Raw genomic sequence first — 13,924 nt, 5'->3', positions numbered from 1 at the left:
CTACCAGCAACGCGGACATCGGCGGCGAATCTTGCCGCGCGCCGCGAACCATCCGGGAGCCCCAACGAAGGGACACACCGCATGAGAGCCACCCGACTCGGAGTCGCCGGGCTGGTCGCAGCCCTGCTCGGCACGACTGTCACCGCCACCCCCGCGAGCGCGGCGACCGATGCCGCCGCTCCCACCACCACCTGCGTCACCGACCCGGCCACGCCGAAGCGACAGTTCCGAGCCATGTGGATCTCGTCGGTCGTCAACATCGACTGGCCCAGCAAGGCGTCCCAGACCAGCCCGGACCGGATCGCCGCCCAGCAGGCCGAATACTCCGAACTGCTCGACCTCGCCGAACGACTGCACCACAACGCCGTCGTGGTGCAGGTCCGACCCACCGCCGACGCGCTCTGGCCCTCGACGTACGAGCCCTGGTCGGAGTACCTGACCGGCGTCCGCGGCCAGGACCCCGGCTGGGACCCACTGGCCTTCCTCGTCGACGAGTCGCACAAGCGCAACCTGGAGTTCCACGCCTGGTTCAACCCGTACCGCGTCTCCATGCCGGCCCCCGGCGGCGCCGGCGCCGACCTGACCCAGCTCGCCCCCGGCCACCCGGCCCGGCAGCACCCCGACTGGACCTTCGCCTACCCGCCGGCCGGCGTGGCCGGCAGCCGGCTCTACTACAACCCCGGCATTCCCGAGGTACGCGAGTTCGTGCAGACCGCGATGATGGACGCGGTGACGCGGTACGACATCGACGGAGTGCACTTCGACGACTACTTCTACCCCTATCCCAGCGGCACCTACCAGGTGCCCGACGACGCCACCTTCGCCGCGCACAACAGGGGCTTCACCGACCGGGCCGACTGGCGACGGGACAACATCAACCTGCTGGTCCAGGAGATGAGCGGCAGGATCAAGGCGGCGAAGCCGTGGGTGAAGTTCGGCGTCAGCCCGTTCGGCATCTGGCGCAACAAGGCCGCCGACCCGCTCGGCTCGGACACCACCGGCAGCCAGTCGTACGACATCATCTCCGCCGACACCCGCAAGTGGATCAAGCAGGAGTGGATCGACTACGTCGTCCCGCAGCTCTACTGGTACATCGGCCAGTACCCGGCCGCGGACTACGCACGGCTCGTGCCGTGGTGGGCCGAGACGGTGCGCGGCACCCGCGTACAGCTCTACATCGGTCAGGCCGACTACAAGAGCGGCGACCCGGCGTACGGGTCGTACTGGCAGAACCCGCGCGAACTGTCCGACCACCTGACGCTCAACCGGTCGTACCCGGAGGTGCGGGGCAACGTGCACTTCTCCGCCGTCCAGGTGCGGGCCAACCGGCTCGGGGCCACCGACACCTACGCCGCCGAGCACTACTCCCGCCCGGCGCTGGTGCCGGCCATGCCGCACCTGCCGGCCAAGCCGCTGCTCTTCCCGGTGGTCACCAGGGCGGCCCGGGAGAGCGACGGGGTTCGGCTCACCTGGCGTCAGCCGGCGGACGGCGTCGGGCCACTCGGCGCCGCCACCTCGTACGCGATCTACCGGTTCGACGGCCTCACGCTGCCCGGCCGATGCGCCACGGCGGACGCCGCGCACCTGGTCGACACCGTCCGGGCCACGCCCGGCGGCTCGCAGTCCTGGGTGGACACCTCGGCCGAGCCCGGTAGGCGCTACACCTACCAGCTCACCGCGTTGGACCGCTCGGCCAACGAGAGCCCGGCCAGCCCGCCGGCACTCGTCGGACGCTGACCCGTACTCCCGAATGCCCCGGTCGCCCCGCGCGCCCGGGGCATTCGTCTGTTTGAGCGCATGTCACCAAAGGTTGGCGAGGCGCATACCGAGCAGTTGATCAGTTGATCGAAACTGATCGACATCCGGTGACCCGCCGGTAACTTCCGTCCCACCCGCTCACCCCGCGGAGGTAAACCCGTGCCCCGACGTCTCGCCACCCTGTTCTCCTCGGGCGCGCTCGCGCTGCTCGCCACTCTCGCCATCGCCTCCCCCGCCGCCGCCGTCACCCCGGCACAGAAGCTGTCCGTGCTGTCCAGTTGGACGCAGACCAGCGCCTCCAGCTACAACTCCTGGAACAGCGCCCGGGTCAACCGGGCCCCCTGGGCCGAGTACAACTTCACCTGGTCCACCGACTACTGCTCGTCCAGCCCGGACAACCCGCTCGGGTTCACCTTCAGCCTCGGCTGCTACCGGCACGACTTCGGCTACCGCAACTACAAGGCGGTCGGTCAGTTCCCCGCGAACAAGTCCCGCCTGGACAGTGCCTTCTACGAGGACCTGAAGCGCGTCTGCACCACGTACAACACCGTCGTCCGACCGGCCTGCTACAGCCTGGCCTGGACCTACTACCAGGCGGTCAGCGTCTTCGGTTCGGTGGCAGCCGTCCAGCAGGCCGACATCGACCGCGCCGCCCAGATAAAGGCCCAAGCCGAAGCCAACGCCAAAACCCACTAACAGCCCACGCCCACGCCCACGCCCACGCCCACGCGATCTTGCACTTTCTGTCGCCGGTTTGCCACTTTGGCACCGTTACGTGACGACAGAAAGTGCAAGATCGCCGGGGTGGGCGGGGTGGGCGGGGGTGGGGGTGGTTAGGCGCGTTCGGTTCGGGTTGCGGGGTGGCGGTCGGGGTCGGCGGGGTGGCGGGGGGTGGGCTGGGACAGGCCGGTGCTGAAGCGTGTCGAATCGGCGGCCAGGTCCGGATGTTCCACGTCCAGTGCCAGCGCCGCGGCCTCGTCCAGTCCCAACTCGGCGCCCTCGCCGTACGCGTCGTCGAACACCGCGTCGCCCAACTGCGCGCGCAGTTCGGCCTGCTGTTCGGCCCAGTAGCCGCCGTAGATGCCCGGGGTCGCGCGCATGCTCGCCCGGGTGGCCTGCGCCGCCCCGAACAGGCGAGCCGCGGTCAACCGGTCCCCGCCGATGGCGCAGCGCACCGCGACCGCGTTCAACGTGTCACACGCCCGACCGTGGTAGCCATGACCCATCCGCGAGCGCAGCGCCACCAGCAGGTGCTCGTGAGCGGCGATCACATCGCCCCGGGCCAGCGCGACCATCCCGAGCAGCATGTCCACCGACCGCCGGCCCCGCTCCACCGGACGGGCCGCCTCCACCGGGCGGACCGCCCCCAGCAGGTCCGCCGACTCCGCCAGGGCGCCTCGCCGCCAGAGCAGCTCGGCGAGGCTGAACACCGCCAACAACGCCTCGCCGACCACGTCCTGCCCGTGCGCCCAGTCGATGACCTCCCGGCACACCCGCTCGGCCTCGACGAACTGCCCCATGTCGACAAGTGGTGCGGCCCGGCCGGCGAGCACCCGGGCCAGCAGCCCGGCATCACCGGCCTGGCGGGCGGCCGCCTCCGCCCGCTGGGAGTAACGCAGCTCCTCGGCGAACTCACCGTCCGCGCCGGCGTGCAGCGAATGCATGTGGTAAACCGCCGCCAGCTCCGCCTCCGGGATCCGCTCACCCGTCTCGGCGAGCCGCCCGTACAACCGAAACAGCCACAGCCGCCCCTCCCGGGCCAGGCCCCGCTCGAGCCACCACTGGTCCAGGCCGCCGGCCAGACCGAGACCGGCACGGGCGCTGCCGCCGGTGGCGCACCACCGCAACGCGGCGCGTACCTCCCCGGCCAGCGGATCGAGGGCATAGAGCGACAGCGTCACCGGACGGCCGTCCTGACCCAGGTGTGCCCGGTCCACCGCATGGGCCGACCAGGCCACATGCCGGTTCCGGGCGGCCTTCTCCTCACCCGCCTCGGCCAACCGCCGCGCCGCGTATGCCCGGATCGGGTCGAGCATCCGGTAGGTGCTGCCGGTGGCTCGCGGCTCGGCCAGCACCATCGACTTGTCCACGAGCACCGAGAGGGGATCCAGCGGGTCGTCACCCAGCAGCCACTCCACGGTCGCCAGGTCCACCGGGCCGGCGAAGACCGACAGCCAGCGCAGCAGGCGGGCGGCCCGAGGCCCCAGCGTCCGGTACGACCAGGTGACCGTGGCCTGCATGGTGAGGTGCCGTTCCGTGGCCGACCGCTGCACCGCCCTGCTCGCCGGGGTGGGCGGCGACGCCCCGGACGCCGCGGCGACCAGGTCCACGGTGTCCTGCTGGTTGCCGGACCAGCCGCGCTCCACGGGTGGTGGATCCGGGTCCTCCCGGCCGGCGTCCAACGTGCCGAGAACATCGTCCAGGCGCTCCGCGAGCTGGCCCACCGAGAGCACCCGCAGCCGGGCGGCGGCCAACTCGATGGCGAGCGGCAACCCGTCCAGCCGCTGCACCACCCGCCGAAGGTCGGCCGACTCGGCCGGGTCCGGCCGCCGGCCACCCCGCGCCGCCGCCGTACGGTCCAGCAGGAGCGCCACCGCGTCGCTCTCCACACCGTCGGCCTGCGGGTCGACCGACAGCGGCGGGATCCGCCACACCACCTCGCCCGGCAGGCTGAACGACTCACGGCTGGTCGCCAGCACCCGCACGCCCCTGCCGCCGGACAACAACCTGGCGATCACCTCCGCGCAGGCGGCCGGCTGGGTGTCACAGGTGTCCAGGACGACGAGCATGCGGCGACCGGCCGCGTACTCGACAAGGGTGTCCAGCATCGGCCGGCCCGGCTCGGGTCGCAGGCCGAGCACCGCGGCGATCGCGAACGCCACCAGCCCCGGGTCGGTCACCGCGGCGATGTCGACAAACCACACCCCGTCCGGGTACGCCTCGACGACCCCGCTTGCCAACTCCACCGCGAGTCGGGTCTTGCCCGCCCCGCCCGCGCCCAGCACCGTGATCAGGCGGTGTTGCTCCACCAGCAGGCCCAACTCGACGCGCTCGGCCTGCCGACCGACGAACGACGTCACCTGGGTCGGCAGGTTGTGCGCCACCGCGTCGGCGGTGCGCGGGCGCGGGAACTGCCGCTCCAGGCCCGGCGCGACCAGTTGGAAGAGTCGTTCCCGGTCGTCGAAGCCGCGCAGCCGGTGCAGACCGAGATCGAGCAGTGTCGCACCTGGTGGCAGCGGCTCGGCCCGACGGGCGGTGGGCGCCGAACAGAGCACCTGCCCGCCGTGCGCCGCGGCAGCCACCCGGGCAGCCCGGTGCACCTCGGGGCTGGCGTAGTCGCCGTCGCGCGGCTCGGCGTAACCGGTGTGCAGGCCCATCCGCACCCGAGGTGCGGCCTCGGCTGTCGGCCAGTCGTGGCTGGACAGTGCCCGCTGGGCGGTCAGGCAGGCGGTCACCGCCGCCGTCGCGTCCTGGAAGGCCAGGAAGAACGAGTCGCCCTCGGTCAACAGCTCCGCGCCACCCGTGGTGGCCAGCGTGCGGCGCAACAGCCGGCGGTGCTCGGCGAGCACCGGGCGGTAGTCGGGGCCGAGCAACTGGGCCAGCCGGGTCGAGCCCTCGATATCGGTGAAAACGAAGGTCACCCAACCGCTCGGGAGCTGGATCCGTGGCGACATGCGTGGAACCTCCGCCCGTGACGTCGGGTTCATGCTGCCTGAGTCCGAGCGGTAACGCATCGTAAGAACGGTCGGGCAGATGCCGCCTCAAAGTGCCACTCGGACCCGCTCACGGCAAGGCCAGCCCACCAGGTGGCGGTGAATTGGTCCGATCAGCAGCCGCAGGAGCCTCCGCAGCACCCACCACCGGAGGGTGCCGTAGCACCACCGACGGCCCCACCCCGGCCGGTGACCGCGACCGCGGAGAGCAGCTTGACCGTGTCGGCGTGTCCCTGCGGGCAGGAGGCCGGGTCAGCGGCCGCCGCCATTGGACGGTTGACCTCGAAAGTGTCGCCGCAGGCGCGGCAGCGGAACTCGTACCGGGGCATGCACCCAGGGTACGTGGATCTGACGTCCGGCGGAGGATGGGTGATACTCGACGGGTGGTGGACGGCGAGGACGACACGCGTGTGCAACCGTTACGACCGGCCGCGCCGCTGGACGGGCCACTTGAAGGCTCGGGAGCCGCGCCCGACCCGGTCCGCGCGGTGCCCCGCCCCCGCCGGCCCTGGCTGAGCAGCCGGACCGCGAGTACGCCGACCACACCCAGCCCGACCGACGCTGCCACGTCCGAACCGGGCTCGGGCGTGGGTCTGGCCGACGGCGGCACGAAGGACCAGGCAAAGCCCGATCCGGTCGCGGACGGCGGCGCCGACACGCAGGTAACGGCCCCCAAGGCCGACGACCCGAAGACCGGCACGCCCGCCGACGACGCGAAGACCGTCATCGTGGCCGCCGCGGATCCGGCGAAGACAACCGTGGACGAGTTGTCCCCCGTACCGGCGTCCGGCCCCGCCCGGCGACGGCGGGTGCCGTTCGCGCACGCGGTTCGGCTGCCGCCGCGCCAGATGGCAACCTCGGCCGCCCGCGCGACCCGGGCCTGGGCTGGCCGACCGAGTGGTCGGCTCACCCTGCCCGGCCTCTTCCTGCTGGCGCTTGTGGCCGCGACCGCTGCGGCGGGCGCCCTGCTCGTGCCGGCCACGGTCCGCGCACCCCGCCCGGTCTCGGCCGACGCCTCCGGCACGCCCACCGTGCCGCCAGGGGCGGCGTCCCGCCTGCCCACCGGTCCACTGCCCACCGGGCTGGTCCCCACCGGCCCGCTGCCCAGTGGCGGGCTACCGGGCGGCGGACTGCCCAGCGGGTTGCCCAGTGGCGGCCTGCCGAGCGGACTACCCAGCGGACTACCCACCGGACCCGGCATCGGTCCGGGGGTCGGCGGGCGGCCGTCGGACGCCCTGGCTGGCTGGGCTCAGCAAATCAGCGCCAGGGTGAACATTCCGGCCGTCGCCATGCAGGCGTACGGCTACGCCGAGCTGATGCTCGCCCAGACAAACCGTAGCTGCGCGCTGAGCTGGACCACGCTGGCCGCGATCGGGCAGGTCGAATCGGGGCACGGCTCGGCCAACGGCGCCCGGTTGGGGCAGGACGGCAAGGCTCTACCGAAGATCATCGGGCTGCCGTTGGACGGCAACGGCGGCCGGATGCGGATCATCGACACCGACCGTGGGGTGCTCGACGGGGACACGACGCTCGACCGGGCGATCGGGCCGATGCAGTTCATCCCGACCACCTGGCAGGAGATCGGCGCGGACGCCGACAAGGACGGGATCAAGGACCCGCACGACCTGGACGACGCCGCCCTGGCAGCGGGGAACTACCTCTGCAAGGGCGGTCGCAACCTGAGCATACCGGGCGACTGGTGGAACGCGATCCTGTCCTACAACGATGTACGGCGGTACGCCCAGGAGGTCTACGACACCGCCAACCGGTACGGACGGGCCAGCCGCCTGTGAAGTGATCGTCTCGATACGTTGGAGAACTGGACACTTCCCCCCGGCCTCTGTTAGCGGCAAGCTAGACGGGTGATGGTGCGCGAGTGGGACCCTAGGACCGCGTCGTCCGCCGAGATCGCGTCGCTGCTGGTCACGCTGAACGCGGTGCTGGCGGCCGATCTGCCGCAGGATCCGCCGTGGCGGGAGACCTCACTGCGCGAATACCTCGCCGAGGTGATGCCCGGCGAACGGCGGATCTCCTGGATCGCCCAGGCGGAGCCGACCGACCCCGGTGATCCGGGCGCGGTGCTCGGCCAGGTGCACGTGCTGCTCCTCGGTGACATCGGCGTGCTCGAGGTGCTGGTGCACCCGTCCGTGCGGCGCGGCGGCCTCGGCCGTGACCTGGTCCTGCGTGCCGCCCGCCGGGTCTACCAGGAGGGCTTCCGTTCGATCGGGGTCGAGGTGGTCGGTGACACGCCCGCGGTCGGCTTCTACGAGTCGCTCGGCTTCACCAAGGAATACGTGGAGACGCGCAGCGTGCTCGACCTGACCGCGGTCGACTGGGCCGAGCTGACGCAGATGGCCAACGGCATCGCGGCGGGCTACCACCTGGAGTTCTTCCCGGGTGGGCCACCGGACGACCTGATCGAGGCGTACGCGCGGGCGAAGGCCGAGGTGCGCGACGTCGACGACGGTGAGCTGCGCCCCAGCTCCTACGAGCCGGAGCGGCTGCGCGACAGCCTCGACACCCTGCACCGGCGGGGCATGAAACCGTACATCGTGCTTGCCCGGCACGAGCAGAGCGGCGAGGTGGCCGGCCTGACCGAGGTGGTGGTGCCCGCGCAGCACCCGACCCGCGCCGACCAGTACGACACGATCGTCGCGCAGGACCACCGGGGCTACGGCATCGACCGGGCGATCAAGGCCCGGATGCTGCTGGAGCTGCGCTCCGCCGAGCCGGAGCTGATCGAGGTACAGACCTGGAACGCGCAGGCCAACGAGGCGATGTTGAAGGTCAACGCCGAGCTGGGCTACCAGCCCGACCGGGACTGGTGGGAATACAGCGTCGACGTCGCGGAGCTGGTGCACCGACTCGATCCGCCGCGCTGAGGGAATTCACGCAACTGTCCACTAGGGGATGGACGCTGGACCATCGCGCACCTTAACGTGCGTTGACTCCCATCCACCCATCGTGGAGGCCCTATGCGCCCGCGCCGCTCAATCGCCGCGCTCGCGACCGCCACCGCCGCCGTGACCATCACGGCGCTCGGCGTCGCACCCACCGCGGCCAGCGCCGCGCCCACCGATCTGTTCATCTCGGAGTACGTCGAGGGTTCGTCGAACAACAAGGCGATCGAGCTGTTCAACGGCACCGGGGCCCCGGTCGACCTCGCCGCCGACGGCTACCGGCTCCAGCTCTACTTCAACGGTTCGACAACGGCCACCACCATCGCGTTGACCGGGAACGTGTCCGCCGGTGACGTGTTCGTGTTCGCCAGCGCCTCGGCCGGGGCCGCCGTCCTCGCCCAGGCCGACCAGACCACCGGGGCCAGCCTGTTCAACGGCGACGACGCGATCGTGTTGCTCCGGGGCGCCACGGTGCTCGACTCGATCGGGCAGGTGGGCGTCGACCCGGGCACCGAATGGGGCGCGGGCGTCACCAGCACCGCGGACGACACACTGCGCCGCCTGGCGACTGTGACCAGCGGCGACACCGACCCGACGGACGCGTTCGACCCCGCGGCCCAGTGGGCCGGTTTCCCGGTGGACACCTTCGACGGCCTCGGCACGCACACCGTGGACGGCGGCGGCCCGGTCGACGTCCCGGCCACGCTGACCTGCGGCGGCCCGTTGGTCACCAGCGCGGGCACGGCGGCGAGCCGGGAGGTCACCGCCACCGACCCCGATGACACGATCGTCGACCTGGCGGTGACCTCGGTCAGCCCGACCCCGTCCGCCGGCTCGATCACCCGTACCGCGTTCAGTCCCGCGGAGGGCAGCGGCGGCACCGCCCGTGCCACGATCGGCGTGAGCGCCGACCTCGCCGCCGGGGCGTACACCGTCGCCCTGACCGCGACCGACGCGGGCGGTGGCACCGCCACCTGCGCGCTGGCCGTGCAGGTGACCCGGGAGCTGACCGTCGGCGAGGTGCAGGGCCCGACCACCGACGCCGAGGCCGGTCCGACCGACCGGTCGCCGCTCGCACCGGCGAGCGGCAACGGCACGAGCAGCACGATGTACGACGTACGCGGCGTGATCACCCAGTTGACCCTGGCCCGCACGTCGGCCGGCGCGGAGCAGCACGGCTTCTTCCTGCAGAGCCGTACCGGCGACACCGACGGCGACCCGACCAGTTCCGACGGCGTCTTCGTGTTCATGGGCGCCTTCACGTCGCTGATCGGCGGCTACGTGCCGACGGTCGGCGACGAGGTCGTGCTGCGGGCCCGGGTGTCGGAGTACTACACCTTCACCCAGCTCTCCGGCGCGTCGCTGGTCCGCCGGATCGCCACCGGCCTGGCCGTGGACACGACTGTCGCGGTGACCGACGCGGTGCCGCCGGTCGAGCTGACCGACGCGCTGCGCTTCTGGGAGCGGCACGAGGGCGCCCGGATGCGGGTACGCGCGGGCAGCGGCGCGGTGAGCGGACGGGACGTCTTCTCCTCCACCGCCGACGCCGAGCAGTGGGTGGTCGACCGCGACGACCCGCTGCTGGACCGCGCCGACCCGTACGCCCGGCGGGTCTTCCGGGACTCGCACCCGCTGGACAACGACCCGACCCGCCGCTTCGACGACGGCAACGGCCAGCGGACGCTGCTCGGCAGCATGGGCGTGAAGGCCACCGCCGGGGACAGCGCCGCACTGCTCCCGCCGGCGCACACCTTCGACACGCTGCGCGCGGACGCGGTGGGCGGGGTCTACTACTCGTTCGAGAAGTACGGCGTCCAGGTCGAGCAGGCGGAGTTCGCCGCCGGGGCCGACCCGTCGAAGAACAACCCGCCGAAGCCGGCCGAACGGTCGCAGGAGGTGGCCGTCGCCACCTACAACGTGGAGAACCTGTACGACTACCGCGACGACCCGTTCGACGGCTGTGACTTCACCGGCAACGCCGGCTGCCCGGGTGTCGACCCGCCGTTCGACTACGTGCCGGGCAGCGAGGCGGACTACCAGCAGCAGTTGGGCGCACTCGCCGACCAGATCGTCTCCGATCTGCACGCACCGGACCTGATCCTGGTGCAGGAAGCCGAGGACCAGGACATCTGCACGGTCTCCGGTGCCGCGCTGAGCTGCGGTGACACGAACAACGCGGACGGCGCTCCGGACAGCATCCAGGAGCTGGCGCTCCGGGTGGCGGCGGCCGGCGGGCCCGCGTACGCCGCTGCCTATGACCGGACCGGCGCGGACGCCCGCGGGATCACCGCGGCCTTCCTGTACCGCACGGACCGGTTGTCGTTGGCGGCCGCGACGGCGAACGACCCGCTGCTCGGCTCGGCACCGACCGTGCAGTACCGCGCCGCGGGGCTGCCGGCCAACGCCGACGTGCAGAACCCGAAGGCGCTCAACGCGGTGCTGCCCTCCGACGTGGACACCTCGACCGGTCGGGACGGGAACAACGTCTTCACCCGTGCTCCCCAGCTGGGCAAGTTCAGCGTGGCAGCGTCGCCCGGTTCGACCGAGCGGTTCACCCTGTACGCGCTCAGCAACCACTACTCCTCCGGCCCGGACGGCCGGGTCGGGCAGCGACGGGAGCAGGCACGCTACGGCGCGGCGATCGTCACCGCGATCGAGGCCGCCGACCAGAGTGCCCGGGTGGTCTACGGCGGGGACCTGAACGTCTTCCCCCGCCCGGACGATCCGTTGCCCTTTGGGCGCCAGGAACTCAGCGCCACCGGCGCGCAGCCCACGCCGTCGGACCAGCTCGCGCCGCTGTACGAGGCGGGTCTGCACAACCTGTGGGACAACCTGGTCGCGGAGGTGCCGGCGTCGGCGTACTCGTACAGCTTCGAGGGGCAGGCGCAGACACTCGACCACCTGTTCGTCAACGACGCGTTCTACGGCGATCTCGTGCAGGTGCGGGCGGCGCACATCAACGCCGACTGGCCGGCGGAGTTCACCGGCGACGGGTCACGGGGGTCCAGCGACCACGACCCGCAGGTGGCGAGGTTCCGGTCCCGTGCCTCGCTCACCGTCGCCGACGCGGCGGTGGTCGAGGGCAACCAGGGCACCCGGCAGCTCACCTTCACCGCGACCGTGTCCCGGCCGTTGTCCCAGCCGGCGCTGCTCTGCGCCACCACCGTCGGCCTCACCGCACAGTCGGGTGCGGACTTCGACACGTACGCCGGTTGCAAGGTGTTGGCCGCCGGGCAGACGTCGGTGGCCTTCCCGGTGACCGTGCGCGGTGACCGCAAGCGGGAGTCGGACGAGAAGCTGACGCTGCTGGTGGCGGGCGTACCGGGCCTGCGACTGGCCGACCCGCTGGCGACGGGCACCATCACCAACGACGACTGAGGTTCGTCCTCCGCGTGATCGCGCTCGACCCAGGATGTAGTGGCCTCCGGCGACCAGGAGGCCACTACATCGTTGTTTCAGCACGATCTTGCCGAGGAGGCGCGGGGCGCGGGCGCACGGGCGGATGTAACGCCGTGCCGCCGCCGGACCAAGGAAGGGGTGTAAGGACGGCCAACGAGAGGACGGCCTGTGACCAACCCGAGCCCCGGCGGCGGGGACCTCACCACCATCGGTACGGACTCCGCGGCGTTCGAGCGGTTCTACCGCCGGCACGTCGAGACGATCAACCGATTCGTCGCCCGCCGCGTCGATGACCCACACACTGCTGCGGACCTCACCGCCGAGGTGTTCCTGGCCGTGATCGATTCCGCAGCCGGTTACCGGCCGGACCAGGGCAACGAGGTGGCCTGGCTCTTCGGCGTCGCCCGCAACGTCATCGCGGCCGAGCACCGCCGGGCGACCCGACTCCTGCGGGCCAGCGGTCGCGTCGCGGGACGGCGGTTGCTGGACGCCGACGACATCGCCCGCATCGAGGAGCGCATCGACGCGGAATCGCTGGCGCGCCGCACCTACCGGGCTCTCGACGGTCTGCCAGAGCACACGCGCGCCCTGCTCGAACTGGTTGCCGTCGACGGCCTGTCTCTGACGGACGCGGCCGGCGCGCTCGGGATCTCCCCGGTCGCCGCCCGGGTCCGTGTGCACCGGGCCCGCCGGGCCGTACGCCTCGCACTCGCGCAGTCCGAATCCGCGCTCGTCTGATCGGAGGGACGATCACCGTGACCCACACCGAGAAGCCGCTTGGCAACTTCGAGGAACGACTCCTCACCGAGCTGCGGCAACACATGATCACTCCGACCGCCGACGCCACGCCGGCCACCGTTCGCCCGACACGCCGGGGCGGACGGTGGCGCGCGCCGGGCTGGCGCCTGGCCGGGGTCGGTGGGCTTGTCGCCCTGCTGACCATCGGCGGGTTGACGGTGCAGACGCTCGACGACACACCACCGACGGCGAGCGCGGCCGAGATCCTGACCGAGGCCGCGGAGACGGCTCGGCAGCAGCCGGACCTGGTGGCGCAGCCGGGCCAGTTCCTCTTCATCGAGCTGCGACTGACCTCCCGGGAGCGGCCAGATTCCGGCCCGTACGTCAAGGAGCGGCTCCAGCGCTGGGTGCCGGTCGGCGACGGCGCGACCTGGCAGCAGCGGCGGCGGCTGGAGAGCCGCCCCGCCGAGTGGCGTACCGACGACGTCTCGCACCTGTCGCCGCCGCCCGGCTATGTCCAGGGCCTGCCTACCGAGCCGGACCAGTTGGTGCAACACCTGCGGGACCACCCGAGACCCTTGGATCTACCCGCCGGCGCCGACCTGGAGGCCATCAGGAACGAACCAACCGCGATCTTCGCCGACGGGATGTTCATGCTGCAGGGCTACGTGCCGCCGCAGTCGCTCGGCGCGTTGTTCCAGGCGATGGCCCGGGTACCCGGGGCCACCGTGTTGCCCGGCGAGGTGCGGGACGCCGCCGGCCGTCGGGGCGTGGCGCTGCGGACGCCCGGAGTGTTTGGCGGACACATCGACCTGATCTTCGACCGGGAGACCCACGCCTACCTCGGCAGGCGCTCCCTTCTGGTGCGGGATGGCAAGGAGTCGCTCTACCATGGCGACGCCATCATGCGGATGGCGATCGTCGACCGGGCGGGGCAGTTGCCCTGACGGTGAGGCTGGCCCGGTTGGCCGGTGACGCACGTGCGGCGGCGCACCCGAGACGGCCGAGGGCGCCGGGGCGATGGGCGGCAGGTGGCGAGCCGGGCGGGATCAGAGGTCGCAGAGGCGGCGACCGGAGCCGATGTCGTCAAGTGCCGCGTGCAGGTCGCTGATGCGACGCTCGGCCTCGGCGATCAGCCGATCGTGCACGCCCTGCCAGTCCGCCGGCCCCGCGTCGGATGGCAGGGCCGCGAGCAGGGCGCGGATGTCGTTGACGGTCAGGCCGACGCGCTGGGCCACTCGCGCCACCCTGATCCGGCAGGCCGCGTCGGAGTCGAAGCGTCGCTGGTTGCCGCTGGTGCGGGCAGCCGAGATCAGGCCCTGCCGCTCGTAGAACCGCACGGCAGAGCCGCTGACCCCGCTCTCCCGGGCCACCTCGCCGACCGTCAACGTGCCCATCGCCACTCCTCCGCCACCA

The 13,924-nt window shown here is 72.0% G+C and carries 10 protein-coding genes; 7 read left to right on the top strand and 3 right to left on the bottom strand.

Translation table 11 applies throughout. From position 1 onward, the window contains the following. Positions 1-81 precede the first annotated feature (81 nt). Both ACGFH8_RS22165 and ACGFH8_RS22160 read left to right on the top strand, forming a co-directional pair. Positions 82-1,737 carry a glycoside hydrolase family 10 protein gene (locus tag ACGFH8_RS22165; protein WP_393369978.1) on the top strand — a complete coding sequence of 552 codons (1,656 nt, stop codon included), beginning with the start codon at positions 82-84 and terminating at the stop codon, positions 1,735-1,737. Between the two features lie 180 nt (positions 1,738-1,917). Continuing rightward, positions 1,918-2,454, top strand: a complete 537-nt coding sequence (locus ACGFH8_RS22160; RefSeq protein WP_393369975.1) for a phospholipase — start codon at positions 1,918-1,920, stop codon at positions 2,452-2,454. Positions 2,455-2,591: 137 nt separating this feature from the next. On the opposite strand, the gene ACGFH8_RS22155 is transcribed toward ACGFH8_RS22160, so the two are convergent. Next, positions 2,592-5,432: an ATP-binding protein gene (locus tag ACGFH8_RS22155; protein ID WP_393369972.1), complete on the bottom strand. Its 2,841-nt coding sequence runs from the start codon at positions 5,430-5,432 to the stop codon at positions 2,592-2,594. Positions 5,433-5,584: 152 nt separating this feature from the next. Beyond that, positions 5,585-5,800, bottom strand: coding sequence for a zinc ribbon domain-containing protein (locus tag ACGFH8_RS22150; RefSeq protein ID WP_393369969.1), 216 nt, complete (start codon positions 5,798-5,800; stop codon positions 5,585-5,587). Positions 5,801-5,836: 36 nt separating this feature from the next. Between ACGFH8_RS22150 and ACGFH8_RS22145 the strand changes: the two genes are divergently transcribed. The 5 genes from ACGFH8_RS22145 (at position 5,837) to ACGFH8_RS22125 (ending at position 13,455) form a co-directional block, all read left to right on the top strand. Then, entirely contained in the window at positions 5,837-7,264 is a 1,428-nt protein-coding gene (locus tag ACGFH8_RS22145) for a lytic murein transglycosylase (protein ID WP_393369966.1), read from the top strand. 72 nt (positions 7,265-7,336) lie between these two features. Then, on the top strand, positions 7,337-8,353 hold the full coding sequence (locus tag ACGFH8_RS22140) for a GNAT family N-acetyltransferase (protein ID WP_393370458.1): 1,017 nt from the start codon (positions 7,337-7,339) through the stop codon (positions 8,351-8,353). 93 nt (positions 8,354-8,446) lie between these two features. Then, positions 8,447-11,749 carry a lamin tail domain-containing protein gene (locus ACGFH8_RS22135; protein WP_393369964.1) on the top strand — a complete coding sequence of 1,101 codons (3,303 nt, stop codon included), beginning with the start codon at positions 8,447-8,449 and terminating at the stop codon, positions 11,747-11,749. 189 nt (positions 11,750-11,938) lie between these two features. Beyond that, the gene (locus ACGFH8_RS22130; protein ID WP_393369961.1) at positions 11,939-12,508 is read left to right on the top strand and encodes an RNA polymerase sigma factor; all 570 of its coding nucleotides are present in this window, start codon (positions 11,939-11,941) and stop codon (positions 12,506-12,508) included. 17 nt (positions 12,509-12,525) lie between these two features. Then, positions 12,526-13,455, top strand: a complete 930-nt coding sequence (locus ACGFH8_RS22125; protein WP_393369958.1) for a CU044_5270 family protein — start codon at positions 12,526-12,528, stop codon at positions 13,453-13,455. A gap of 102 nt (positions 13,456-13,557) precedes the next feature. Here ACGFH8_RS22125 and ACGFH8_RS22120 read toward each other — a convergent pair whose 3' ends face one another. Then, a complete protein-coding gene (locus tag ACGFH8_RS22120; protein ID WP_393369955.1) occupies positions 13,558-13,905 on the bottom strand; it encodes a MerR family transcriptional regulator in 348 nt (115 codons plus the stop codon). Between the last annotated feature and the right edge of the window lie 19 nt (positions 13,906-13,924).

Origin of the sequence: Micromonospora sp. NPDC049175 (genome assembly GCF_043197345.1) — a bacterium.
Classification (GTDB): Bacteria; Actinomycetota; Actinomycetes; order Mycobacteriales; family Micromonosporaceae; genus Micromonospora.
Note: the sequence above shows the minus strand (reverse complement) of the source record. Positions and strands in the feature narration are given on the sequence as shown.